This is a genomic window from Marivita sp. (genome assembly GCF_048006345.1).
In the GTDB taxonomy this organism is placed as follows: Bacteria; Pseudomonadota; Alphaproteobacteria; order Rhodobacterales; family Rhodobacteraceae; genus Marivita.
In genome coordinates, this window is sequence record NZ_CP180351.1 from 3,858,539 (window position 1) to 3,883,110 (window position 24,572).

General features: G+C 60.7%; 25 protein-coding genes. 18 read left to right on the plus strand and 7 right to left on the minus strand.

Annotated features, from left to right (window positions below):
• Window positions 1-14: 14 nt before the first annotated feature.
• Both serA and ACMVPR_RS18725 read left to right on the plus strand, forming a co-directional pair.
• Window positions 15-1,610, plus strand: coding sequence for a phosphoglycerate dehydrogenase (gene serA / locus ACMVPR_RS18720; protein WP_416884107.1), 1,596 nt, complete (start codon window positions 15-17; stop codon window positions 1,608-1,610).
• A gap of 69 nt (window positions 1,611-1,679) precedes the next feature.
• The gene (locus tag ACMVPR_RS18725) at window positions 1,680-2,417 is read left to right on the plus strand and encodes a metallophosphoesterase family protein (RefSeq protein ID WP_416884108.1); all 738 of its coding nucleotides are present in this window, start codon (window positions 1,680-1,682) and stop codon (window positions 2,415-2,417) included.
• On the opposite strand, the gene ACMVPR_RS18730 is transcribed toward ACMVPR_RS18725, so the two are convergent.
• Both ACMVPR_RS18730 and ACMVPR_RS18735 read right to left on the minus strand, forming a co-directional pair.
• Window positions 2,404-3,414, minus strand: coding sequence for a cytochrome d ubiquinol oxidase subunit II (locus ACMVPR_RS18730; protein ID WP_300588223.1), 1,011 nt, complete (start codon window positions 3,412-3,414; stop codon window positions 2,404-2,406). The genes ACMVPR_RS18725 and ACMVPR_RS18730 overlap by 14 nt on opposite strands.
• Before the next feature lie 3 nt (window positions 3,415-3,417).
• Window positions 3,418-4,803: a cytochrome ubiquinol oxidase subunit I gene (locus tag ACMVPR_RS18735; protein ID WP_416884109.1), complete on the minus strand. Its 1,386-nt coding sequence runs from the start codon at window positions 4,801-4,803 to the stop codon at window positions 3,418-3,420.
• 310 nt (window positions 4,804-5,113) lie between these two features.
• On the opposite strand from ACMVPR_RS18735, the gene ACMVPR_RS18740 reads away from it, so the two are divergent.
• The 6 genes from ACMVPR_RS18740 (at window position 5,114) to ACMVPR_RS18765 (ending at window position 10,246) form a co-directional block, all read left to right on the plus strand.
• Window positions 5,114-5,548 carry a universal stress protein gene (locus ACMVPR_RS18740; RefSeq protein WP_300588219.1) on the plus strand — a complete coding sequence of 145 codons (435 nt, stop codon included), beginning with the start codon at window positions 5,114-5,116 and terminating at the stop codon, window positions 5,546-5,548.
• Window positions 5,549-5,568: 20 nt separating this feature from the next.
• Window positions 5,569-7,113 (plus strand): alanine/glycine:cation symporter family protein, encoded by a 1,545-nt coding sequence (locus ACMVPR_RS18745; RefSeq protein ID WP_416884110.1) that lies wholly within the window; start codon window positions 5,569-5,571, stop codon window positions 7,111-7,113.
• 136 nt (window positions 7,114-7,249) lie between these two features.
• On the plus strand, window positions 7,250-7,723 hold the full coding sequence (gene smpB / locus ACMVPR_RS18750; protein ID WP_292264586.1) for an SsrA-binding protein SmpB: 474 nt from the start codon (window positions 7,250-7,252) through the stop codon (window positions 7,721-7,723).
• Between the two features lie 92 nt (window positions 7,724-7,815).
• Complete coding sequence (locus tag ACMVPR_RS18755) at window positions 7,816-8,106, plus strand: hypothetical protein (protein ID WP_416884111.1); 291 nt, start codon at window positions 7,816-7,818, stop codon at window positions 8,104-8,106.
• Window positions 8,107-8,204: 98 nt separating this feature from the next.
• Window positions 8,205-9,062: a 3-mercaptopyruvate sulfurtransferase gene (sseA, locus tag ACMVPR_RS18760; protein WP_292264584.1), complete on the plus strand. Its 858-nt coding sequence runs from the start codon at window positions 8,205-8,207 to the stop codon at window positions 9,060-9,062.
• Window positions 9,062-10,246 carry an aromatic amino acid transaminase gene (locus ACMVPR_RS18765; RefSeq protein WP_416884112.1) on the plus strand — a complete coding sequence of 395 codons (1,185 nt, stop codon included), beginning with the start codon at window positions 9,062-9,064 and terminating at the stop codon, window positions 10,244-10,246. Before sseA ends, ACMVPR_RS18765 begins: the two co-directional genes overlap by 1 nt.
• Window positions 10,247-10,409: 163 nt before the next feature.
• Here ACMVPR_RS18765 and ACMVPR_RS18770 read toward each other — a convergent pair whose 3' ends face one another.
• Entirely contained in the window at window positions 10,410-10,754 is a 345-nt protein-coding gene (locus tag ACMVPR_RS18770; protein WP_416884113.1) for an antibiotic biosynthesis monooxygenase family protein, read from the minus strand.
• Window positions 10,751-11,074 (minus strand): NIPSNAP family protein, encoded by a 324-nt coding sequence (locus tag ACMVPR_RS18775; RefSeq protein WP_416884114.1) that lies wholly within the window; start codon window positions 11,072-11,074, stop codon window positions 10,751-10,753. The genes ACMVPR_RS18770 and ACMVPR_RS18775 overlap by 4 nt, the downstream gene beginning before the upstream one ends.
• Window positions 11,075-11,307: 233 nt before the next feature.
• Here ACMVPR_RS18775 and ACMVPR_RS18780 point away from each other — a divergent pair, with 233 nt between their 5' ends.
• Window positions 11,308-11,880, plus strand: coding sequence for an ArsR/SmtB family transcription factor (locus tag ACMVPR_RS18780; protein WP_416884115.1), 573 nt, complete (start codon window positions 11,308-11,310; stop codon window positions 11,878-11,880).
• Here ACMVPR_RS18780 and ACMVPR_RS18785 read toward each other — a convergent pair.
• Both ACMVPR_RS18785 and ACMVPR_RS18790 read right to left on the minus strand, forming a co-directional pair.
• A complete protein-coding gene (locus ACMVPR_RS18785) occupies window positions 11,858-14,842 on the minus strand; it encodes an error-prone DNA polymerase (RefSeq protein WP_416884116.1) in 2,985 nt (994 codons plus the stop codon). The two genes, ACMVPR_RS18780 and ACMVPR_RS18785, sit on opposite strands and share 23 nt — an antisense overlap.
• A 107-nt stretch (window positions 14,843-14,949) precedes the next feature.
• Window positions 14,950-15,681: a 4'-phosphopantetheinyl transferase family protein gene (locus ACMVPR_RS18790; protein ID WP_416884117.1), complete on the minus strand. Its 732-nt coding sequence runs from the start codon at window positions 15,679-15,681 to the stop codon at window positions 14,950-14,952.
• Between the two features lie 113 nt (window positions 15,682-15,794).
• Between ACMVPR_RS18790 and ACMVPR_RS18795 the strand changes: the two genes are divergently transcribed.
• The 6 genes from ACMVPR_RS18795 (at window position 15,795) to rlmH (ending at window position 21,183) form a co-directional block, all read left to right on the plus strand.
• On the plus strand, window positions 15,795-16,478 hold the full coding sequence (locus ACMVPR_RS18795) for a hypothetical protein (RefSeq protein WP_416884118.1): 684 nt from the start codon (window positions 15,795-15,797) through the stop codon (window positions 16,476-16,478).
• A 77-nt stretch (window positions 16,479-16,555) separates the two neighbouring features.
• Window positions 16,556-17,542, plus strand: coding sequence for a deoxyribose-phosphate aldolase (gene deoC, locus ACMVPR_RS18800; RefSeq protein WP_416884119.1), 987 nt, complete (start codon window positions 16,556-16,558; stop codon window positions 17,540-17,542).
• 9 nt (window positions 17,543-17,551) lie between these two features.
• Entirely contained in the window at window positions 17,552-17,845 is a 294-nt protein-coding gene (locus ACMVPR_RS18805; RefSeq protein WP_416884120.1) for a hypothetical protein, read from the plus strand.
• Complete coding sequence (locus tag ACMVPR_RS18810; RefSeq protein ID WP_416884121.1) at window positions 17,842-20,190, plus strand: aldehyde dehydrogenase family protein; 2,349 nt, start codon at window positions 17,842-17,844, stop codon at window positions 20,188-20,190. Before ACMVPR_RS18805 ends, ACMVPR_RS18810 begins: the two co-directional genes overlap by 4 nt.
• A gap of 152 nt (window positions 20,191-20,342) precedes the next feature.
• The gene (rsfS, locus tag ACMVPR_RS18815; protein ID WP_292264575.1) at window positions 20,343-20,708 is read left to right on the plus strand and encodes a ribosome silencing factor; all 366 of its coding nucleotides are present in this window, start codon (window positions 20,343-20,345) and stop codon (window positions 20,706-20,708) included.
• Between the two features lies 1 nt (window position 20,709).
• Window positions 20,710-21,183, plus strand: coding sequence for a 23S rRNA (pseudouridine(1915)-N(3))-methyltransferase RlmH (gene rlmH, locus ACMVPR_RS18820; RefSeq protein ID WP_416884122.1), 474 nt, complete (start codon window positions 20,710-20,712; stop codon window positions 21,181-21,183).
• Between the two features lie 57 nt (window positions 21,184-21,240).
• Here rlmH and ACMVPR_RS18825 read toward each other — a convergent pair whose 3' ends face one another.
• Complete coding sequence (locus ACMVPR_RS18825) at window positions 21,241-22,044, minus strand: undecaprenyl-diphosphate phosphatase (RefSeq protein WP_416884123.1); 804 nt, start codon at window positions 22,042-22,044, stop codon at window positions 21,241-21,243.
• A gap of 220 nt (window positions 22,045-22,264) precedes the next feature.
• On the opposite strand from ACMVPR_RS18825, the gene ACMVPR_RS18830 reads away from it, so the two are divergent.
• From ACMVPR_RS18830 to ACMVPR_RS18840, 3 genes are read left to right on the plus strand one after another with little or no spacing between them, the layout of a single operon-like run.
• On the plus strand, window positions 22,265-23,698 hold the full coding sequence (locus ACMVPR_RS18830; protein ID WP_416884124.1) for an NAD(P)-dependent oxidoreductase: 1,434 nt from the start codon (window positions 22,265-22,267) through the stop codon (window positions 23,696-23,698).
• The gene (locus ACMVPR_RS18835; RefSeq protein WP_416884125.1) at window positions 23,695-24,156 is read left to right on the plus strand and encodes a GFA family protein; all 462 of its coding nucleotides are present in this window, start codon (window positions 23,695-23,697) and stop codon (window positions 24,154-24,156) included. Before ACMVPR_RS18830 ends, ACMVPR_RS18835 begins: the two co-directional genes overlap by 4 nt.
• Window positions 24,153-24,572 carry a GFA family protein gene (locus tag ACMVPR_RS18840; RefSeq protein ID WP_416884126.1) on the plus strand — a complete coding sequence of 140 codons (420 nt, stop codon included), beginning with the start codon at window positions 24,153-24,155 and terminating at the stop codon, window positions 24,570-24,572. Before ACMVPR_RS18835 ends, ACMVPR_RS18840 begins: the two co-directional genes overlap by 4 nt.

Genomic DNA, 24,572 nt, shown 5'->3' on the forward strand with positions numbered 1-24,572 from the left:
AAAGGACCACTGACATGGCTCCCCGTGTACTCATCTCTGACGAACTTTCCGATGCAGCCGTCCAGATCTTCAAGGACCGCGGCATCGATGTCGACTTCCAGCCCAAACTTGGCAAAGACAAGGAAAAGCTGGCCGAGATCATCGGACAATATGACGGACTTGCGATCCGTTCGGCCACCAAGGTCACGCCGACGATCCTTGAAAACGCGACCAACCTCAAAGTTATCGGCCGCGCCGGGATCGGCACCGACAATATCGACAAGGACGCCGCCTCGAAGAAAGGCGTGATCGTCATGAACACGCCCTTTGGCAACATGATCACCACCGCCGAACACGCAATTGCCATGATGTTCGCCTGTGCGCGTCAAATCCCGGAAGCGTCTGCTTCGACACATGCAGGCAAGTGGGAAAAGTCGAAATTCATGGGTGTCGAACTTACCGGCAAGACGCTCGGTGTGATCGGTGCAGGCAATATCGGCGGCATCGTTTGCGACCGGGCGCGTGGTCTGAAGATGAAGGTCATCGCCTATGATCCCTTCCTAGGTGAAGACAAGGCCAAGCAGATGCAGGTGGAAAAGGTCGAACTGGACGACCTGCTCAAGCGTGCCGATTTCATCACGCTGCACGTTCCGCTGACGGATCAGACCCGCAACATTCTGAGCCGCGAGAACCTTGAGAAGACCAAGAAGGGCGTGCGGATCATCAACTGTGCCCGTGGCGGTCTGGTAGACGAGGAAGCGCTGGCCGATCTGCTGAAATCCGGGCACGTCGCAGGCGCGGCGTTTGACGTGTTCAGCGAAGAACCGGCGACAGAGAACCCGCTCTTCAACCTGCCCAACGTCGTCTGCACCCCGCACCTTGGCGCGGCAACGACCGAAGCGCAGGAAAACGTGGCACTTCAGGTGGCCGAGCAGATGGCCAATTACCTGCTGACCGGTGCCGTCGAAAACGCGCTCAACATGCCGTCGGTGACAGCCGAGGAAGCCAAGATCATGGGTCCGTGGATCAAGCTGGCCGATCATCTGGGCAGCTTTATCGGCCAGATGACCGACGAGCCGATCAAGGCGATCAACATCCTCTATGACGGGTCGGTCGCCGAGATGAATCTCGAGGCGCTGAACTGTTCTGCGATTGCCGGGATCATGAAGCGCGTGAACCCGGACGTGAACATGGTCAGCGCACCGCTCATCGCCAAGGAGCGAGGCATCAAGATCAGCACGACCAATCAGGCGAAATCCGGTGCGTTTGACGGCTACGTCAAGGTGACCGTCGTCACGTCAGAGCGCGAACGCTCGATCGCGGGCACTGTGTTCAGTGACGGCAAACCGCGTTTCATCCAGATCAAGGGCATCAATATCGACGCCGAGATCGGGGCACACATGGTCTATACCACCAACGAAGACGTGCCGGGCATCATCGGGACGCTGGGCACAACAATGGGCGAAAACAACGTCAACATCGCGAACTTCACGCTGGGGCGGTCTGCCGCCAAAGGTGAGGCGATTGCGCTGCTGTATGTTGATGAACCGGTGCCGACCAAGGTGGTGGACAAGCTCAAGGCGACCGGGCTTTTCAAGCAAGTCAAACCGCTACAGTTTGATGTTGCCTGACGCCGGTATCCAAGCTTTTCGGGGGCGGTTCTGATTGCGCCGCTCCCAACCTCATGCCACACACCGGACATGACACGCACCTTGTACGCGATCGGTGATATTCACGGCCAGCTTGGCATGCTCGAAGACGCGTTGGCGATGATCGACGCTGACGGTGGCACCAACGCACGCGTGGTCTTTCTCGGCGATTATGTGGATCGCGGGCCTGACAGCAAAGGCGTGATCGACATACTTGTTCAGGGGCAGTCCACAGGGCTGGATTGGGTGTGCCTCAAGGGCAACCATGACCGGTTCTTTGAGTGGTATCTCGCCCCTGATGGTCCTCGCTTTGATCCGCATCTTCTTGTGGGATATCACTGGTTTCACCCGGCCATTGGCGGTACGGAAACCATCGCGTCCTATGGCGTCTACCTGCCGGACCGCATCCGCAAGGCCGATCTGGCCGATCTCTTGCACGCAGAGGTGCCGGACACGCACAAAGCGTTCCTGCGGGCGTTGAAAACGTCGCATCGTGAAGACGGGTTGTTCTTCGCCCACGCGGGCATTCGCCCCGGTGTTCCGCTGGATCAGCAGGTCGAAAACGACCTGCTTTGGATCCGGCAGGAGTTTCACAGCGACAAGCGCAACCACGGGTCCATCGTTGTGCACGGCCATACCCCCGTGGATGCGCCGGAGCGCTATGCGAACCGGATCAACCTGGACACGGGCGCCGGTTATGGGCGCCCGCTCACCGTTGCGGTGTTCGAGGGGGATGAGGTGTTCCGATTGACCAAGGCAGGCCGCGAACGCATCCCTAGTCGTAGCTGAGCGTGGTCGCCTTGCCCCGGAACACCGTATAGGCCAACGCGGTGTATCCCATGATCATCGGTAGCACGAAGAGCGTGCCAATCAGGATGATGAACAGGCTTTCGGGGGCACTGGCTGCCTCGTAGATGGTCAACTGGTCGGGCACGATGAATGGGTAGAACGAATAGGCCATCCCGAAAAAGCCCAGTACGAACAGCACGATGGTTGCGGCGAAGGGGAACCAAGCAAAGCTGTCATCGCTGGTCGGCAGGCGGCGCAGCGCCAGCCACAGAAGCACGATCAACGCACCCGACATCAGCGGCAGCGGCAGGAGCAAAAAGAACTCCGGCATGGAGAACCATTTGTCGAAGATGCGCGGGCTGACAAAAGGTGAGGCCAGCGAAACCGCGCCCATGCCAAGCACAACCCCCCAAATCCCGCCTTTGGACCATTGCACGGCTTTGAGTTGCAAAGCGCCTTCGGTCTTAAGGATCAGCCAGGTCGCGCCGATGAAGCTGTAGGCGACCGTGAGAAACACGGCCGTCACCGCCGAGAAGGCCAGCGTAAAGGCGGTCACCTCCAGCCCCATGATATACATGCCCAGCATGTAACCTTGGCTGAGCGAGGTCATCATCGACCCGATATAGAACGCCCAATCCCAGGCCTTCTTGTGATGCGACGGGGCTTTGACACGGAATTCAAACGAGACGCCGCGCAGGATCAGGCCGACCAGCATCACCGCGACGGGAAGATACAGCGCGGTCAGGATGGTGCCATGGGCGGATGGAAACGCCACCAGCAGGATGCCGATGGCCAGAACCAGCCATGTTTCATTCGCATCCCAGAACGGGCCGATGGATGCGATCATGCGATCCTTTTCATCCTTGTCGGCGAAGGGAAAAAGAACCCCAACGCCAAGGTCGAACCCGTCCAGAACAACGTAGATCAGGATGGACAGGCCCAGGAGGGCTGCGAAGGCGAGAGGCAACCAGGTTGCGGGATCTCCGAACAGGTACATGGCTTACTCCGCCGCAACAGTGACTTGGGCTTCGCCCGACGCTGGTATGCGGGGGCCGAGCGGTTCGCCCTTGGCGGCCTTGCGGGCAAGGTAGAAGAGCACCCCGATATAGGCCGCAAGCAGCGCTGCGTAGATCGCGAGGTAGACGATCAGGGTCGAGGCGACGAGCGGAGCCGGTACATCTGCCACAGCGGCTTCCGTAGTAAGCACGCCCTGCACCAGCCATGGCTGACGACCGATCTCGGTTGTGTACCAGCCGGCAAGCGTTGCCACCCAGCCGGAAAAGGCCATCGGCACCATCGCCCAAAGCAGCGGCTTGGGAAGACCTTCGACACCGCGCTTCTTGCGGGCCATGAAGAAGACGCTCGCCCAACTGAGCAGCAGCATCGCCATACCCGTCGCAACCATAATGCGGAAGCTGAAGAACACGGGTGCCACGGGCGGGTGCTGAACGGTGCCGTCTTCGGCCACGAAGTCATTCAGGCCCGGGACAACGCCATTAATCGAGTGTTTGAGGATCAGTGATGCGCCATTGGGGATGCCGATCTCGAAATCGTTGGAACGGGTTTCCTCGTTCGGGATGGCAAACAGAACGAGCGGCACGTTCGGCCCGGTTTCCCAGTTGCCTTCCATCGCGGCCACTTTCTGGGGCTGATGCTCTAGCGTGTTCAGGCCGTGGAAGTCACCTGCAAGAATTTGCAACGGGATCAGCACCGCACCGATGGTCATGCCGGTCTTGAGCGTCGCACGGACACCATTGGACCGATCTCCGATCAACCAACGGAATGCGCTCAGGCCAGCCAGAAGGAAGGCCACGGTCAGGCCAGAGGCCAGCAGCATATGGACCAAGCGGTATGGCATGGACGGGTTGAAGATGATGGCCCACCAGTCGGTCGCAAAGGCCACGCCATCGCGCATCTCGAACCCGGCGGGTGTGTGCATCCAACTGTTCAGGACGAGAATCCAGAACGCTGACATTGTCGTGCCGAACGCCACGAGAAAGGTCGACAGCGTGTGTAGCCAGCTTGGCACCTTCGACATTCCGAACAGCATGATCCCGAGGAATACCGCCTCAAGGAAGAAGGCGGTCATGACCTCATAGGCCAGCAGTGGGCCTGCGATATTGCCGACGCTTTCCATGAAGCCCGGCCAGTTGGTGCCGAACTGGAACGACATGGTTATGCCGGACACCACGCCCATTGCAAAGCTGAGGGCAAAGACCTTGACCCAGAAGCGATAGGCTTCAACCCATTTCTGGTCACCTGTTCCGGCAAAACGCAGTTTGAAGAACAGCAGAACCCAGCCCAATGCGATCGTGATCGTCGGGAAAAGGATGTGAAACGAGATGTTCGCACCAAACTGAATGCGCGAGAGGATGAGAGTGTCCATGAAAGGCCATCCTTTAAGGAGATTTATTCTGTTACCTCGATAGATAGGGCGCAGATGCAGGTTTCCCCGCTCCTGCGACAGCATTGCACACCGATCTCTGAACGATGCCTTGGCACAAAATCTATTTGAGGTTGTGTCTTGTTCAAAATCACTTCGTTGCGGGACATTTTTGCACAAAATGTCCTCTCAAAGAAAGATCTTTGCGGCGTTTGGGTGTCCTTGAGCAGAAATAGAGGCAAATGGACTTTTCAATTAATGGTAGAGTGTCGGCACCGGCAGTTAGACCGGGAACACTCCAAAGGGGGACATTATGTCTGAGAAATTCGTCGTGGGATACGACGGGAGCGATGTTGCAAAACGTGCTCTCGATTTCGCCGTATCACGGGCCCAGGCCCAAGGGGGCAGCATCCTGATCGTTCATGTTCTGGAATGGTCGCCTTACTCCTTCCTGACACCAGAAGAGATTGAAGAGCGCCATGCGCGCCGAAAAGAAGAGCTGGATCGCGCGGAGAAGGCGCTGATGGCGCCTCTGAAAGCCACGATCGCAGCCGCAGGTGTCCCTGTGGAAACCCAGATCAAATACGGCCACGTCGCCAAAACGTTGTGCGAAGTCGCCAAGAAGGAAGGCGCCACTCAGATGGTCATCGGCCGTGATGGCGATGGCGGACTGTCCAGCCGGGTGTTCGGCTCGGTTGCCGGCTCTCTGGTTCAGGTCGCTCCGGTGCCCTGCACAATCGTTCCATAACCGCAGAGGAAATCCATAAGATGACACGTCTTGTTCCAACGGCGGTTCTGGCCGTCTGTTTCACCATGGTCGCAGCCCTTTCGGCATCGGCACAATCCATCGACGAAACCATCAACGGCATCTTCGCAAGCTCCACAGGCTGGTTCGTCAACCTGATCTTCAGCAATTTCCCCGGCACAAGCTTTCCATGGATCGTCGGCTGGCTGGTTGTCGCTGCAACCGTGTTCACCGTCTATTTCGGGTTGATCCAGTTCCGCGCCTTCGGTCACGCCATCGCGCTGGTCAAAGGCGATTATTCGGACCCGAACGATGCAGGTGAGGTCAGCCACTTTCAGGCGCTGGCAACCGCGTTGTCGGGCACCGTGGGTCTGGGCAACATCGCCGGTGTGGCGGTGGCCATCGGCATCGGCGGGCCGGGGGCCACGTTCTGGATGATCCTTGCCGGTCTTCTGGGCATGGCGTCCAAGTTCACCGAATGTACGCTGGGCGTGAAATACCGCAACGAATACCCGAACGGTACGGTGTCCGGTGGTCCGATGTACTACCTGACCAAAGGGTTCGCCGAACGCGGCGTTGGTGGCGGCAAGTTCCTTGCGGTGATGTTCTCGATCTTCTGTATTCTCGGGGCGCTCGGCGGCGGTAACATGTTCCAGGCCAATCAGGCCCATGCGCAGCTGACCAATGTGTTTGGCGAATACCCGGGTTGGATCACTGGCGTTATCTTTGCCGGGATCGTGTTCGCGGTGATCGTGGGTGGTCTGAAATCCATTGCCCGCGTGACCGAAAAGGTCGTGCCCTTCATGGGGATCATCTATGTCGGCACCGCGCTGATCATCATCCTGATGAATTACGACAAGATCGGCTGGGCCCTTGGCCAGATCTTTGCCGGGGCGTTTACCGGGCTTGGCGTGGCTGGCGGGCTTGTCGGCGCGCTGATCCAGGGCTTCCGGCGCGCCGCGTTCTCGAACGAGGCAGGTGTGGGCTCGGCCGCGATTGCCCACTCGGCGGTGCGCACCAAGGAACCCATCACCGAAGGGTTCGTGTCCCTGCTTGAGCCGCTGATCGACACGGTAATTGTCTGCACCATGACGGCACTTGTGATCATCATCACCGGTCAGTTGATCTCGGATCCGAACACTGGCCTTTACGTGCTCAATGAAGCGGGCACCGCGATCCGCACCGTGGGCGACACATCCGGCGTGGCGCTGACCTCTGCGGCGTTCTCGTCCTCCATCGGGTGGTTCAAGTATGTGTTGGCGCTGGCGGTGATCCTCTTTGCCTTCTCTACAATGATCTCGTGGTCGTACTATGGCCTCAAGGCGTGGACCTACCTTTTTGGCGAAGGCAAGGGTCAGGAACTGACCTTCAAGGTGATCTTCTGCCTCTTCGTCGTCATCGGCGCGGCAGCCAGCCTTGGCCCGGTCATCGACTTCTCGGATGCCGCGATCTTTGCCATGGCGGTGGTCAATATCATCGGTCTTTACGTCCTGATGCCCATCGTGAAGCGCGAGCTGAACAGCTACTGGTCGCGTCTCAAGTCGGGTGAGATCAAGAAGTTCTCCTGAACCGTTCAACGGACCTGAAATGCGAAAGGGCGGGCCATCTGGTCCGCCCTTTTCCGTGTCCGCATCGCAAAAGCGGTTTCAAAACCCGCGCGACATCTTATATCTAGCCCTCTCGCGGGCAAAGGAGACCGCAGCGATGGCCAAGCCGAAGGACAATCCGAACTACAAGGTGATCGCCGACAATCGTCGGGCGCGGTTTGACTATGCCATCGAGGACGATCTCGAAGCGGGGATCGTGCTGCAAGGTTCCGAAGTAAAGTCCCTGCGCGAGAACAGCGCGAACATCACCGAATGTTACGCGGCGGTCGAAGAGGGCGAGCTGTGGTTGGTGAACTCGTATATCGCGCCTTACAACCGCGCGATGTTCCCGCATGAGGAACGCCGCCGCCGCAAGCTTTTGGTGTCGCGCAAGGAATTGTCACGCCTCTGGAACGAGACCCAGCGCAAGGGCATGACGATTGTGCCGCTGGTGCTTTACTTCAACGACAAGGGCAAGGTGAAGATGAAGCTCGGCATCGCCAAGGGTAAGAAAAACCACGACAAGCGCGAAACCGAAGCCAAGCGGGATTGGAGCCGTCAGAAGCAACGTCTGCTCAAGACCGCCGGCTGACGGGGAATTTCACACAGCTTTTCCGCTGAAATCCGAACCAGGTTTCAGCCACGCTCTCTCACACATGCGGGGTGTGAGGGAGGCGCTGATCTTTGGAACTTTTTATATCGATGATGTCCGGCCTGTTGGGTGGGGTGATCGCCGGAGCGATGTTCAAGCATATAGACTATGGAGTACTGGTTAATGCGCTGGTCGGCCTGGCGGGTGGCGCAGCCGGTTATCAGGCAATCAGACGGGGGGCCTCGTCCAACAATTCAGAGCATACCGACCCTGCGCCCAGCCTTGAACTCGATGTATTTGTCGATTTGCTTGTGGTTGGCGGAGTTGGTGGTGCGATCCTGCTCGTGGTATACGGTGCGCTGCGCAATCTGGCGTCGCGCTAGAGCCGAAAGTCACATCCGCGTCGATCCAGTCCTGTCCCTTGCGAGTCAGGGCGGTGAGTTCTATGCAGAACCGATCACATTAAGAAGCGGCGACAGACATGGCACAGGACGACCCGAAAACGCTGGTCTCGACAGACTGGCTTGCCTCGCATATGCGCGACCCCGATCTGCGCATTCTGGACGCGTCGATGTACATGCCGGGAAGCGAACGGGACGCAAAGGCCGAATATGCCCAGGGCCACATCCCCGGCGCACGGTTCTTTGACATCGACGAGATCTCTGACAGCCGCTCTGACCTGCCGCATATGGCGCCCCCGATCGAAAAGTTCATGTCGCGGATGCGGGCGATGGGTGTGGGCGATGGCCATCAGGTGGTGGTTTATGACGGCGCGGGCCTGTTTTCTGCTGCGCGTGTCTGGTGGCTGTTCAAACTGATGGGTCAGAACGACATCGCGGTTCTCGATGGCGGCCTGCCGAAATGGGTCGCCGAAGGCCGCGAGCTTGAAGACATGCCGCCGATCATTCGCGATCGGCACATGACGGTGCGGCGTCAGGCGCATCTGGTCAAGGACGTCACGCAGGTCTCTGCCGCCTCCAAGCTGCGCGATCAGGAGATCATCGACGCACGTTCGCCCGGAAGGTTCCGCGGTGAAGAGCCTGAACCGCGTCCCGGCATGCGCGGCGGGCATATCCCCGGATCAAAGAACGTGCATTACGCCAGCCTGCTCAACGCCGATCAGACGATGAAGACGCCCGAAGAAACCCGCGCGATTTTCGAGGCGGCTGGCGTGGATCTGTCGAAACCGGCCATCACCACATGCGGCTCTGGCGTCACCGCGGCGATCCTGTCACTTGCCATGGCGCGCATGGGCAAAGACGACCATTCCCTTTACGACGGCTCGTGGTCCGAATGGGGGATGTTCCCCACGGTTCCCGTTGCCACTGGAGACAATTGATGTTCGAGACCCTCAAGGAACAACCTGCTGACAAAATCCTTGCCCTGATGCAGACCTATCGCGACGATCCGCGCGATGGGAAAATCGACCTTGGCGTCGGTGTCTACAAGGATGCGTCCGGCAACACGCCGATCATGCGCGCAATCAAGAACGCCGAGCATCAGCTTTGGGAAGCCGAAACCACCAAGGCCTATACCGGTCTTGCAGGCGATCCGGCCTTTGCCGACGCGATGATCGCAATGGTTCTGGGCGATGCCGTGCCGCGTGCCAACGTGGCCGCAGTTGCCACGCCCGGTGGCACGGGTGCCGTCCGTCAGGGCTTTGACATGGTGAAGATGGCGAACCCGGAGGCCAAGGTCTTCGTCAGCGATCCGACTTGGCCGAACCACCTGTCGATCCTCAAGCACATGGGCATGAACATGGTGCCCTATCGTTATTTCGACGACGAGTTGCGCGGTGTGGATTTCAACGGGATGATGGAGGACCTCGCCAAGGCGGGTCCGGGCGACATCATTCTGGTGCATGGCTGCTGTCACAACCCGACCGGGGCCAACCTGAACATGACCGAGTGGAAGGCACTGGTTGATCTGCTGATCAAGACGGGTGCGACTCCGATGGTCGACATCGCCTATCAGGGCTTTGGGGACGGGCTCGAGGAAGATGCGGCAGCGACCCGCCTGATCGCGGCGTCGGTGCCAGAGACCATCATCGCAGCAAGCTGTTCCAAAAACTTCGGTATCTACCGGGAACGCACCGGTCTGCTCATGGCCGTCGCGGCCAATCCGTCGGCTCATAAGCTGAATCAGGGCACTTTGGCGTATCTGAACCGCCAGAACTATTCCTTCCCGCCGGATCATGGCGCGCGTCTGGTGACGATGGTGCTGACCGACGATGCGCTGCGCACGGAATGGGCTGCAGAACTGGAAGAGATGCGGAACGGCATGCTTGGCCTGCGCGAACAACTGGCCGCCGAGCTGCAGCGCCTGTCAGGCTCTGACCGGTTCGGATTCATCGCCCAGCACCGGGGCATGTTCTCGCGGCTTGGGGCGACACCCGAACAGGTGGATCGCCTACGCGACGAGCATGCGATTTATCTTGTCGGGGATTCCCGTCTGAACATCGCGGGTCTCAACAAGGAGTTGGTGCCGATCCTTGCAAAGGCGATGCTCGACGTCGGGATTTGACCTGACCGTTTGACCAAATTGCATGGGCGCCTTCGGGCGCCCATTCTGTTTGTCTCGTCCGCCGCCTTCGGCTCTGTCCTCGGGCTCATGGTGAGGTGACACGGTATCGGGCGCTGTTCCGTTTGCAAAGTCGCATGTGCGTATTTGCAAAGAGAAGAAGCAGTCAACTGTGCGCTTTTACGCTGTCTTCCGGTGCCTGTTCCCGGTCGAACATGCCGTAGTCGCGCATCACATGGCAGACGCGCAGGCGGTAGTCCGAGAAGATGCCATTGCGACCCTTGGATTGGGCATTGCGGTGGGCCGCGAGTTTGCGCCAGCGGTGGACGGCGTCTTCGTCTTCGAAAAAGCTGATCGACAGAAGCTTGTCGGGATTGGTCAGGCTTTGGAAGCGTTCGACCGAGATGAAGCCTTCGACCTGTTCGACCATCGGGCGCATGGTGGCAGCGATGTCGAGATAGGCGTCTTTTTGGCCGTCTGCCGGCGTGACTTCGAAGATGATGGCGATCATTTTGGGTTCCCATGTGGCGTCGAGCAGAGTTTCAGGAAGGTGCGATCCTCGCGCAAGAGGAACCTTTCGGATTGCGCGAAGGCGTAGTTTTCCTGTCCCAGTGGATCAGCGGCAAGGCGGGCGCGGTAGGCTTCGTATTCCGCAAGGTTTTCAATATTGTAGATGCCGTAGGCCAGCGTGCTCGACCCTTCGTGTGGGGCAAAATAGCCGATCAGGTCAGCGCCGCAGCGGGGGATCGCCTGACCCCAGTTGCGGGCGTAGGTTTCGAACTGGGCTTTCTTGGTCGGGTCGATTTCGTAGCGGATGATGCAGGTGAGCATGGAGGGTCCTTTCCGGTTACTGACCTGTTTGTGGCATGGATTGCGACGCTGATATTTCGATCTGGATCGAATTGTGCGTGTTGATCATCCGTGTAAGGTGATCGTCATGAAACACGGACCTGACATTGCCCGGATTGCGGCGTTGATCGGCGATCCCGCGCGGGCGAACATCCTGACGGCGCTGATGAGCGGAAAAGCGTTGACGGCCAGTGAGTTGGCCGGAGAGGGCGGGGGTGTCTGCCTCAACCGCGTCGTCGCATCTGGGGCGGTTGCTGGAGGGTGGGCTGGTCAAAGAAGCGCGGCAGGGGCGGCACAAATATTTCGCTTTGGCGGGGGAAGACGTGGCGCAGGTGCTCGAGGTGCTTATGGGATTTGCCGCTGGTCAGGGGCATCTGAGGACACGGACTGGACCGAAGGATGCACAACTGCGCGAGGCTCGGGTCTGTTACAACCATTTGGCTGGGGCCCGTGGGATACAGCTGTATGACAGTCTTTTTGCGCGGGGTTTCATGATGTTGGACGGAGATGACCCGCGATTGACAGAAGCCGGTGAGGGTTTCGTGCGCGATCTTGGGGTGGATTTTGACCATTTGGTCAAATCCCGCGCACCGGTGTGTCTGACCTGCCTGGACTGGAGCGCGCGGCGGCCGCATTTGGCGGGGTCGTTGGGGCGCGCGCTGCTCAAGCGGTTCGAGATGATGGGCTGGGCGCATCGGGTGCGGGACACGCGGATCATTTCGTTTACAAGCGAGGGGTTGCGGCAGTTCAACATGGCGTTTCCCGTCAATCCGGGTTCGCGCGGGTGAAGGGCAGCGGCATTGGTGGTTTGTACGGTTTGGTCGTTGAAACGTAAGGTTGAACCGTACGGGACGGATCGGGCGTCAGGATGTGCCGCAGGAGCGCCACCGGATGGCGGCGCAGGGTGAGGCGAAGGGCGACGTAATCTTCGACCACCTGTTCGCCCTCGGTCATGGCGGGCAGGTGGGCTGCGGGTTCATGGATTGCCTCGCCGTCGATGTCGCCGTCAAAGAGCGGCAGGGTCTTGCGGGTGGTGAGTGCCTTGGCTTCCCACAGGGCTTGCCTGCGGGTGAGGCCGATCTCTCGGAAGGTGTCGGCCTCGGCCAGACGGGCGATGGCCGCGGGGTCAAGCCCGGCGCGACGCCAGAGGTCACCGATGCTCTGGTAGCCATTGCCGCGCCCGGCGGCGATCCATGACGCGTCTTCCTCGTTCAACCCTTTGATCTGGCGGAAGCCCAGACGTAGGGCGAGGCCACCCTTGGCGTCGGGTTCCATCACGTTGTCCCAGAAGCTGGCATTGATGCAGACAGGCAGGACGGTCACGCCATGTTCGCGGGCATCGCGGACGATCTGCGCAGGGGCGTAGAAGCCCATCGGCTGGGAGTTCAAGAGCGCGCAGGCGAAGATGCCGGGGTGGTGGTGTTTGATCCATGCGCTCGCATAAACCAGCAGGGCAAAGCTGGCGGCGTGGCTTTCGGGGAAGCCGTAGGAGCCGAAGCCTTCGATCTGCGAGAAACAGCGTTCGGCGAAATCGTCGTCATAGCCCTTGTTGCGCATGCCGCGCATGAAGAGGGTGCGGAATTCCGACACGTTGCCGTGTTTCTTGAAGGTGGCGAGAGACCGGCGCAGGCGGTCGGCCTGTTCGGGGGTGAAGCCCGCGCCGACGATGGCGATCTGCATCGCCTGTTCCTGAAAGAGCGGTACGCCAAGGGTCTTGCCCAGTACTGCGCCGAGTTCGTCGGAGGGAAAGCTCACCTCTTCTTCGCCGTTGCGGCGGCGGATATAGGGGTGGACCATGTCGCCCTGAATGGGGCCGGGGCGGATGATGGCGACCTCGATCACCAGATCGTAGAAGGTGCGGGGTTTCATACGCGGCAGGAAGTTCATCTGCGCGCGGGATTCGACCTGAAAGACACCGACGCTGTCGGCTTTGCAGAGCATATCGTAGACCCTTGGGTCTTCGGGCGGGAGCGTGGCGAGGTTGTAGCTTTGGCCGTGATGCAGTTTCAGCAGATCAAAGCTCTTGCGGATACAGGACAGCATGCCGAGGGCCAGAACATCGACCTTGAGGATACCCAGAGCGTCGATATCGTCCTTGTCCCAGCAGATGACGGTGCGGTCCTCCATCGTGGCGTTTTCTATGGGGACCAGTTCGTCAAGCCGCCCTTCGGTGATGATGAAGCCACCGACATGCTGGCTGAGGTGACGGGGAAAGCCGATGATCTCGAAGATCAGCTCCATCGTCAGCTTGAGGCGGTGGTCGTTCGGATCGAGGCCGATTTCACGCATGCGATGCTCTTCGAGGCCATTGGTCGAGAAGAAGCCCCAGAGCTGGGAAGAGAGCGCGCCGATTGTGTCTTGGGACAGGCCCATCGCGCTGCCAACTTCGCGGATGGCGCGTTTGCCGCGATAATGGATCACGGTGGCACAGAGGCCGGCGCGGTGGCGGCCATAGCGGTCGTAGATGTGCTGGATCACCTCTTCGCGGCGTTCATGTTCGAAATCGACGTCGATATCGGGCGGTTCGTCACGGGCCTCTGACACGAAGCGTTCGAACACCATGGTGCCGATTTCGGGGCTGACCGATGTCACGCCGAGGCAGTAGCAGACCACCGAGTTGGCGGCGGACCCGCGTCCCTGACACAGGATGCCACGTTCGCGGGCGAAGGCCACGATGTCGCGCACGGTGAGAAAGTAAGGTTCGTATTTCAGCTTGCCGATCAGGGTGAGTTCATGGGCGAGCAGCTTTTTCACCTTTTCGGACGCGCCATGCGGGTAGCGCCATTTCAGCCCCTCATGGGCGAGGCGGGACAAGCGTTGCGGCGCGGTCTCGGTTCCGGTGATTTCGCTGGGATATTCGTAGCGCAACTGGCCGAGATCGAAGGTGCAGGTCTCGGCCAGTTCTGCGGCGCGGTCCACCGCATCGGCATGGGGGCCGAGGATGCGGCGCATTTCGGCCACAGACCGCAGGCGCTGTTCGCCATTGGCGAGCGCCTTGGTGCCCAGTTCGTCGACGCGGCAGCCCTGGCGGATGGCGGTGACCACATCCGCGAGCTTGCGGCGGCGGCCGTGATGCATGATCGGATTGGCCGAAGCCACGGTGGGCAGGCCCAAGCTGCGTGCCAGCGCTGCGATCCGGTCGAAGCGGGGGCTGTCCTGCCCGTCATAGAGCGGGCTGAGCAGGAGATGGGTCTGTCCGGGGAAGCGGCGCGACAGCCGTTCCGCCTGTGAGTGCCAGTCGCCCGCGCCGCTTTTGGACGTTGGGACCTGTGTTGGCGGGTGTAGGAGCCAGATGAGACCGCCTGTGCATTGGACCAGATCGTCGAGTGTCAGGTGGCAGTTGCCTTTGGGCGCGCGGCGGCGGCCGGTGGTGATCAGGCGGCAGAGCTGCGCCCAGCCTTGCCGTGTGCTGGCCAATGCGGTGGCGGTGAAGCCGGTGTCGGTGACGACCTTCGCGCCGGGGATCAGCCGGGGCACATGGGTGAGGATGTGGCTGCGCCGATGGTCGATGTGGGCGGGCACGGGCGGGCCGATGGGGCCATTGCGCGATTTAAGCTCGGTGCGTTCGCGGATGAGACGTTGGAGGGTTTTCCCTTCCGTCCAGGCGCGGACGATGCCAGCCACCGAATTGGTGTCGGTGATGGCGATGGCCGAGAGGCCCAGCGTGGCGGCACGCTCCATATACTCCTCGGGGTGGGAGGCCCCGGTGAGGAAGGTGAAATTGGAGGTGATCGACAGCTCTGCGAACATACCTCTCTTTTATGTTCTTATTTTGTTCTTTTTCCAGTGATTCGAGTCAGTCAGGCGGCCTGCATCCTGGCAGGCGGTGCGTTTGCGTATTTGGAAAGAGAAGAAGTTCAGGCGATGGGCACGGAAAGCCATGTCAGCACATGGGTGCCCGTCAGGCGGTGCTGGATCTCGAAGCGGCGTCCCGTTGGCAGGATTTCCGTCAGGTCGGTGGTCAGGGCGAGGGTCAGGCTGGAATGGCCGGGGGCTTCGGTCAGTTCGGCGGCGTCGAAACCGAAATGGTGGCCGACCTGTGGGAAGAGCGCCTTGAACAGCGTTTCCTTGGCCGAGAAGGTGAGCGTGGCGTTGGTGGCCGAGGGAAACGGGCCCTGAGTGATCCTGTCGCGTTCGGTTGCGTTCAGGGTTTCGGAAAGGATCGCGTTCAGACTGCGCCCCGACGCGATGGCTTCGGTGTCGACGCCGTAGCTGTGGGTCGTGTCACGGGACAGCAGGCAGGCGCAGCGGCCTCGCGCATGGCTGATCGAGCCGGACAAGCCCTTGGGCCAGAGCGGTGCGCGTCCGGGTTCGGTGGTCACGCGGGCCGGTGGATGATCCAGAAGCGCCATCGCAGCCCGTGCCATGGCCCGGCCTGCGAGATATTCGGCACGGCGTTTTTCAACCGCGCCCAGCAGATGCGTCGGGCAAACGATGTCCAGACTGTCGAACAGGGACTTTGCGAAGGCACCGGGGTGGAAGGATGCAGTGACCAGCACGGCGCCGGGACTGCGGCTGTCCTCGATGTCGATCTTCGACAGGAAGCCCTCGGACCGGGTGTGAATATCGATGAGGGGGGCATGGGTCATGGCTGTTTGCAATCCCTGTAACGCTGCATCTGGTCAAGCAAAAAACCATCAGGTTGCATTTACTTGGGGTCCCGGCGGCACTAGTCCTTGGCGCGTCAACTGGAGGTGGTGCGATGCAAGGCGAAATCCGCACACGCGGCGTGATGTATGTGGCCTGGGGCAAGGCGCATGTGGATGTCGCGCGGCGGTCGGCGGCGTCGGTGAAACGGCACAATCCGGGACTGCAGGCGGCGATCTGGTGTGCGGCGGGCGATGACACCAGCGGGTTTGACCAGAGCTTTGTCATTCCGCCCGAGATGACCCGGCCCAAGGTGGGGGCGCTGAAGTTCAGCCCGTTCGACGAGACACTGTATCTGGACAATGACACGATGATCCGGGCGGATCTGTCGTCTTTGTTCGACCTCTTGCAGAAGTTCGATCTGTGCGGGGCACATGTGATGCTGTGGCATCGGCCCCGGCACAAGCGGGTGTGGCAGACCGAGGTGCCGGAGACTTTTCCCGAGATCAATTGCGGAGTGCTTTTGTATCGCAAGAATGCCGCGACCGATGCGTTCTTCGATGACTGGCAGGCGGCCTATGATGCGGCAGGGTTCAAGATCGATCAGCCAACGTTCCGCGAGACGTTGTGGAAGTCTGATCTGCGGTTCTACGTGTTCCCGCCGCAATTCAACAAGCGGATCTTCGAGGCGTCGGAGTTGATCTGGTCGGACCAGCCGAAGCCGCGCATCCTGCACTTGCCAATCCTGCGGCCACAGAAGAATGCGCTGAAGAGGCGGTTCTCGAACCTGATCCGGTAGGGACGCGCTACGCGGCGTCGTGTCTTGTCTGCGCCGTGTGGCCGTGTCAGCATTCGCGTTCAAGGAGTAAGTGATCCATGCAGACGACGACACGTGAGACGGTGCATTTGCCGCAGACGCTTGAGCCGCGCAATCCGGGGATGGCGCTGGATCTGGACTGGGTGATGCGCGCGAACGCAAACCGCTCGGCGATTGAGCGGCGGGCGGCGACGCTGCCGGGGCGGCGGTCGGTCAAGAAGGACTATCAGGCGGCGTGGCTGTGTCGCGCGATCACATGTATCGACCTGACCACTCTGGCGGGCGATGACACGGTGGGGCGTGTGGCGCGCCTTTGCGCCAAGGCGCGGCAGCCGGTGCGGGCGGATCTGCTGGCGGCGCTGGGCATGGACGGGCTCAAGGTCGGTGCGGTCTGCGTCTATCACGACATGGTCGAGGCAGCGGTGGAGGCACTGGCGGGAACAGGGATTCCCGTTGCTGCGGTCAGCACGGGGTTTCCGGCGGGTCTGTCGCCGTTTCACCTGCGGGTGGCGGAGATCGAAGAGAGCGTGAAAGCGGGTGCTGCCGAGATCGACATCGTGATCTCGCGTCGGCATGTGCTGACGGGCAATTGGCAGGCGCTTTATGACGAGATGCGGGCCTTCCGCGCTGCCTGCGGTGAGGCGCATGTGAAGGCCATTCTGGCGACGGGTGAATTGGGCACCTTGCAGAACGTCGCGCGGGCGTCGCTCGTTTGCATGATGGCGGGGGCGGATTTTATCAAGACCTCGACCGGCAAGGAAAGCGTGAACGCCACGCTGCCGGTGTCGCTGGTGATGATCCGGGCGATCCGTGACTATTTCGAGGAAACCGGCTACCGCGTGGGCTACAAGCCTGCGGGCGGGATTTCCAAGGCCAAGGATGCGCTGGTGTACCTTGCGCTGATGAAGGAAGAGCTGGGTGACCGTTGGGTGCAGAATGATCTGTTCCGCTTTGGCGCGTCGTCGCTGCTGGGCGATATCGAACGGCAGTTGGAGCATCATCTGACGGGTGCCTATTCGGCCTCGTGGCGGCACGCGGCCGGGTGAGGCGAAACGATGGGCAATAACCCGATGGTCCTGCTGTTCGGCCTTTCTGCGCTGATGTGGCTGGGGGCGCAGAACTGGCGACGGCGCAGGCTCAAGCGCGCTGCGCGCGATTTGCCGACGCTGATGCAGCGGATGCTAGGGCCGGAACCGGCCTTTGACCCGCCTGCAGACCCACCCGAAGCCCTGCAGCGATTTGCGCATCTGCACAGCCGGACACGGCAAGTTGAATGGGTCATCCGCGGGGCTGCGCTGATCTGGCTGGCTTATGTTGTTTTCCTGCTTTTGAAAGGCACCTTCCAATGACCGTACAAGAGATTTTCGACAGTATGGACTACGGGACTGCGCCGGAATTGGCAGGCGACGCGCTGGCGTGGCTGGTCGATCAGGGAGATCGGTTCGGCCATTTCATCAATGGCGCGATGACCGATCCCGGTGAGGTGTTCGAAAGCCGCAATCCGGCTAATGGCGAGGTGTTGGCGCATCTGACGCAAGGCACGCAGGCGGATGTGGATGCGGCGGTTTCGGCGGCACGCAAGGCGCAGAAGGCTTGGGCCAAGTTGGGTGGCGCGGGGCGGGCGCGGTATCTCTATGCGCTGGCGCGGCTGATGCAGAAACATGCGCGGCTCTTTGCGGTGCTTGAGACCTTGGACAACGGCAAGCCGATCCGCGAAAGCCGGGACATCGATGTGCCTTTGGCGCAGCGGCATTTCTATTATCACGCCGGGCAAGCGCAGTTGTTCGACAGCGAATTTGCCGGGCGCGAGGCGCATGGCGTCTGTGGTCAGGTGATCCCGTGGAACTTTCCTTTGCTCATGCTGGCGTGGAAGGTTGCGCCTGCTTTGGCGGCTGGGAACACGGTCGTTCTCAAGCCTGCGGAATACACGTCACTGACCGCGCTTTTGTTCGCGGATATCTGCCGTCAGGCCGGGCTGCCAAAAGGTGTGGTGAATATCGTCACGGGTGACGGTTCTGTCGGAGAAATGATTGTCACGCACCCGGATGTGGACAAGGTGGCGTTTACCGGATCGACCGCCGTGGGGCGTCGTATCCGCGAGACGACGGCAGGATCGGGTAAGGCGCTGACCTTGGAGTTGGGCGGCAAGTCGCCCTACATCGTGTTCGAGGATGCGGATCTGGATTCTGCGGTTGAGGGCCTCGTCGATGCGATCTGGTTCAATCAGGGGCAGGTCTGTTGTGCTGGGTCGCGGCTTCTGGTGCAGGAAGGTGTGGCGGATCGCTTCTATGCCAAGCTGAAGGCGCGGATGGACAAGCTGCGTGTCGGATCGCCTTTGGACAAGTCGATCGACGTGGGGGCGATTGTCGATCCGAAGCAGTTGGAGACCATCACACGTTTGGTGGACAGCAACACGGCGGGTGAGACCTATCGCGCGACTTGCGAGATGCCGGAGAGCGGGTGTTTCTACCCGCCGACGCTTATCACCGGGCTGAGCACGGCTGATCCGCTGATGCAGGAAGAAATCTTTGGGCCGGTGCTGGTAGGCACGACCTTCCGCACGCCGTCCGAGGCGGTCGATCTGGCGAACAACACGCGCTACGGGCTTGCGGCGACGCTGTGGAGCGAGAACATCAACGTCGCGTTGGACATCGCGCCGAAGCTGGCGGCGGGGGTGGTCTGGATCAACGGGACCAATATGTTCGACGCTGCGGCACCGTTCGGTGGCATTCGGGAAAGCGGGTTCGGGCGCGAAGGTGGGCCGGAAGGGATGATGGCCTACACCAAGCCGTCGGGCAGCGGCAAGGCGCTGGGCAAGATTGCCGGGTTCAGCAGCGGGCCGGATGCGGAGCCGCAGGCGGTGGACCGGACAGCCAAGCTGTACGTCGGGGGAAAGCAGGCGCGGCCTGATGGCGGCTACGCCTACGAGGTCTACACCAAAGCGGGCAAGCTGATTGGTCAGGCGCCGCTGGCCAACCGCAAGGATGTGCGCAATGCGGTCGAGGCGGCGCGCGGGGCGGCCGGCTGGGCCGGGACAACGGCGCATCTGCGGGCGCAGATCCTGTACTACATCGCAGAGAACCTTGCGGCGCGGAAAGACGAGTTCGCCACACGTCTCAACCAGATGACCGGCGCAAAGACCGGCGCGACAGAGGTGGATGCGTCGGTGAACCGGCTCTTCACCTATGCCGCCTGGGCCGACAAATTCGACGGGCGCGTGGCGCAGGTGCCATTGCGGGGCGTCGCGCTTGCCATGCGCGAACCCTGTGGCGTGATCGGGGCATTCTGTCCGGACGATCATCCGCTTCTGGGTCTGGTGTCGGTGATGGCCCCGGCCATGGCGATGGGCAACCGGGTGGTGCTGGTCGCGTCGGAACCTTTCCCGCTGGCGGCGACGGATTTCTATCAGGTGCTGGACACGTCGGATGTGCCGGGCGGAGTGGTCAATATCCTCACCGGGCGGCACACCGAGCTGGCGCCGACACTGGCGCAGTACATGGATGTGGAAGCGGTCTGGTCGTTCTCATCGACGGACCTGTCGGCCGAGATTGAACGCGGTGCGGCGCTCAACCTCAAGCGGACATGGGTCAATAACGGGCGCACTCGCGACTGGCTTGGGGCCGAGGGCGAGGGGCACGCATTCCTTGATGCGGCGACGGAAACCAAGACTGTGTGGGTTCCTTATGGCGCATGACCGCCAATTTTCGTGCGGGTCATTGAGAATTCGGCAATGCAATGCTATTTTCGCATCACCCAGCGCCGGGGCGGAACGGCGTTTATACTTAGGAGGACGATGTCCTGTCTTTTCAAACGGATGTGGCGCGTGCCACTGACGGGGGTCTGCCCATGACCGGCACACCCGGAACCGGATCAGCCAGCGAAGCGACGCTCGCGGTGATTCTTTCTGAACTCGACGAAAACAAAGCCGAAGACATCGTGCAGATCGACCTGCGCGGAAAAACGTCTATTGGCGATTACATGGTCGTGTGCTCGGGGCGGTCGACCCGCCAGGTGTCGGCACTGGCCGAAAAGCTGGTCGAAAAGCTCAAGGCCGACCGTGGTATCCTGTGCAAGGTCGAGGGCAAGGAAACCGGCGATTGGGTGCTGATCGATACGGGTGATGTGATCGTTCATATCTTCCGGCCGGAAGTGCGTGAATTTTACCAGTTGGAAAAAATGTGGCTCCCGGCAGGGACCGCGCTGACCAACTAGGATGCGTGTGTATCTTCGCGCGGTCGGGCGGCTTGCGGGCCGCTCGGAGGAACGCGCCCTAACCGACGACTACCTGTCGCGCTTTGGCCAGACGGGGCGCGGCCTTGGCTGGCGCTTCGAGGGCGAAACCGAGGTTGAAGACAAGAAGAACGGTGGGATGGTGGCGGAGGCGGCATTGCTGCGGGCCGCAATCCCTGCCGGGTCTCTTCTGGTCTGTCTGGATGAGCGGGGCGTGCTGATGTCCTCGCCGGACTTTGCCAAAAAGCTGCAGGGCTGGGCCGATCAGGGGCGGTCGGATGTCTGTTTCGTCATTGGCGGGGCAGATGGGATCGACCCGTCGCTCAGGGCCGAGGCGGATATGCTGCTGTCCTTTGGCAAGATGGTCTGGCCGCACAAGTTGGTGCGGGTGATGGTTGCAGAGCAGCTTTATCGGGCGGCGTCGATCATCGCGGGGACGCCGTATCATCGGGATTAGGGGCACGATGCGACGACGCATCGCGGCTTTCGGTCAACCGAAAGCCAGCGCCTGTGGTCAGGTGTAGGCGATGACCAGAAGGATCACGCCAAGGATCACGCGGTAGATCACGTAAGGCGTGAAGCTGACGGACTTCAGCAGTTTGAACATCAGTTTCAGCGCAGCCAATGCGGCGAGGAAGGCAAAGACCGCGGCGATACCGGCGTCGCGCATGATGCCCATATCCGCGTCTTGCGCGACTTCGATGCTGAGCAACGCGCCTGAGGCGAGGATTGTCGGGATCGACATCAGCATGGACAGCCGTGCCGCGCTTTCGCGATCATAGCCGAGTTGCCGCCCTGCGGTGATGGTGATGCCCGAGCGTGAGGTGCCGGGGATCAGCGCCAGCGCTTGCCACAGGCCCATGATGGTGGCGTCTTTCAGGCTCCAGCTTTCGGCGCATTTGGTTGTCGGACCGGTCTGGTCAGCCCAATAGAGGACGATGCCGAAGAGCAGCATGGTCCAGCCGATCACGGCGGTGGAACGCAACAGATCGTTGAGGCCCGACAGCTTGAGCGCCAGACCCACCAGGATGACCGGGATGGTGGCGATGATCAGGCAGAGCGCCCAAAACGCGCCTTGGGTGTCGATCTTGCCCCGGATCAGACGCCCTCCGCCAAGTGTCACGATTTTCACGTCGGACCAGAAATAGAGGATCACCGCCAGCAGCGTTCCGACATGCACAGCCACATCGAGCGCCTGCCCTTGATCAGCCATACCTGTCAGATTCGGCAGGAGAATCAGGTGGCCAGACGAGGAAATCGGCAAAAATTCTGTAATGCCCTGAATCAACGCGAGGATAAGCAGATGGGTCAAGGCCATGGTGTGATGTCCGAGTGCAAATTCTGGCTTGGGTATAAAGCCTTTAAAACCAATAGGAAGGATAAATTTAAGTCCGGTTCGGACCTAAAATAGCTGCATTGCAGCATGAAATTGCATTGGCGCAGGTGAAATTCGGAAAAATAGGTCAGCATAAGTGACTTTTCTTTCTCTTTAGTCTTCTGTAATCAGGCGCGACCACATGAAGGGAAGGACATGCGCTATGGCAAAGCAGCCGATGTTGAAGTTCGTTAAAGTTGAACGCGACATGCCCACAAAGCGTGCTGCCGAAGAGCGGCGCGAGGACTTCCACGAAATTTACGCGGAATATGCCGATGCTAAGGCCAAGGAACAGGCCAGCCGCTGTTCCCAGTGCGGTGTGCCGTATTGCCAGTCGCATTGCCCGCTGCACAACAATATTCCCGATTGGCTGCGCCTGACCGCCGAAGGCCGGTTGCAGGAGGCCTATGAGGTCAGCCAGGCGACCAACACCTTCCCGGAAATCTGTGGCCGCATCTGCCCGCAGGACCGTCTGTGCGAAGGCAATTGCGTGATCGAGCAGTCCGGCCACGGCACCGTGACCATCGGGTCGGTCGAAAAATACATCACAGATACCGCGTGGGAAGAAGGTTGGGTTCTGCCGATCAAGCCCGCACGGGAGCGCAAGGAAAGCGTTGCGATCATCGGCGCTGGCCCCGGTGGCTTGGCTGCGGCCGACGTGCTGCGCCGTCAGGGTGTGCAGGTCACCGTTTATGACCGTTACGACCGCGCGGGTGGTCTGCTGACGTATGGTATTCCCGGCTTCAAGCTGGAAAAGCCCGTCGTCATGCGCCGGAACGAGCAGCTGGAAAAGGGCGGTGTTCGCTTTGTCCTGAACTGCAACATTGGCGAGGACATGTCGTTCGAAGAGATCCGCGCGCAGCATGACGCGGTGATCATTGCGACAGGCGTTTACAAATCGCGCGATCTGGGTGGTCCGGGATCGGGGGCGGATGGCATCGTCAAGGCGCTGGATTACCTGACCGCGTCGAACCGCAAGAGTTTCGGCGACGAGGTTGCCGAGTTCGACAGCGGCAAGCTGAATGCGGAAGGCAAGAAGGTTGTCGTGATCGGTGGTGGCGACACCGCGATGGACTGCGTGCGCACCGCGATCCGTCAGGGCGCAGAGTCGGTCAAATGTCTCTATCGCCGTGACCGCGCCAACATGCCGGGCTCGCAGCGCGAAGTGCAGAATGCTGAGGAAGAAGGCGTGCAGTTCGAATGGTTGACCGCGCCCAAGGGCTTTACCGGCGATCCGGTGACTGGCGTGATCGTAGAGCGGATGCGTCTGGGTCTGCCCGATGCGACCGGACGCCAGATGCCGGAAGTGATCGAGGGGTCCGATTATGTCGAACCCGCCGATCTGGTGATCAAGGCACTGGGCTTTGAGCCGGAAGAGCTCCCGACGCTTTGGGGTGTGCCGGAACTGGAAGTGACCCGCTGGGGCACGATCAAGGCCGAATTCACCACGGGTGCAACCGCGCTGCCGGGTGTGTATGCCGTGGGTGACATCGTGCGCGGTGCGTCGCTTGTTGTCTGGGCGATCCGGGACGGGCGCGATTGTGCAGAGGCGGTGCTTCGGCAGTTGAACGGTGCCAGCGCCGTCGCGGCAGAATGAGCGATCTGGCCGCCCCGTATCGTCGCACGGGCGCGCTGGACGGGGCCTGTGTGTGCGGTGCCACGCGCATTCGCGTCGATGGCGACTATGTTGCTGCTGTCGGTATCTGCCATTGCCGCATTTGCCGGGTCTGGTCCGGCACGATCACCGGCTATTTCGTGGCGTCGCATGACGCGGTGACAGTGGAAGGACCGGTCAAGACCTATGCCTCGACGCCGTTCGCGTCGCGCGCCTTTTGCGAGGTCTGCGGCACCAACCTCTGGCTGCGGAACAACGGGCCGGACGATGAGTATGAATTTGTGCCGGCCCTGTTCAGGGATGCAGACACGTTCCCGGTGATTTCCGAGATCTATTGTGACCGCGCGCCTGCCTACGGGCAGCTCAAGGGCGATCACAAGCGGGCGACGCAAGCCGAATACGAGGCCAAGAACCTTCATGTCGAAGGGCGTGCGCCATGACGTTGCAGGGTCAGTGCATGTGCGGTGCTGTCAGGGTCGCGGCGACGCCGTCCAAGGATTTCATGACCGCCTGCAATTGCGAGAATTGCCGCCGCTGGACCGGGGGTGTGAACTATACCTTCGCGGTGGATGAAACCACGGCGCAGATCACCGGGCCTGTGAAGACCGTTTCCGTGGTAGACTGGGCCGAACGGGGCTTTTGCGCCGACTGCGGGTCGGGCGTGTTCTACCGGATCACGGCAGACGGGCCGAACCACGGATTGCTGAAACTCTCTGCCGGGTTGTTCCCGGCCGGAACCGATTTACGGCTGGGTGTCGAATATTACGCGGATCAGAGACCGCCGCAGTTCGATCTGAGCCAGCCCCACGAAACACTGACGTCGGAAGAGGTTCGCGCCCTTCTGTCCGCTAACTGA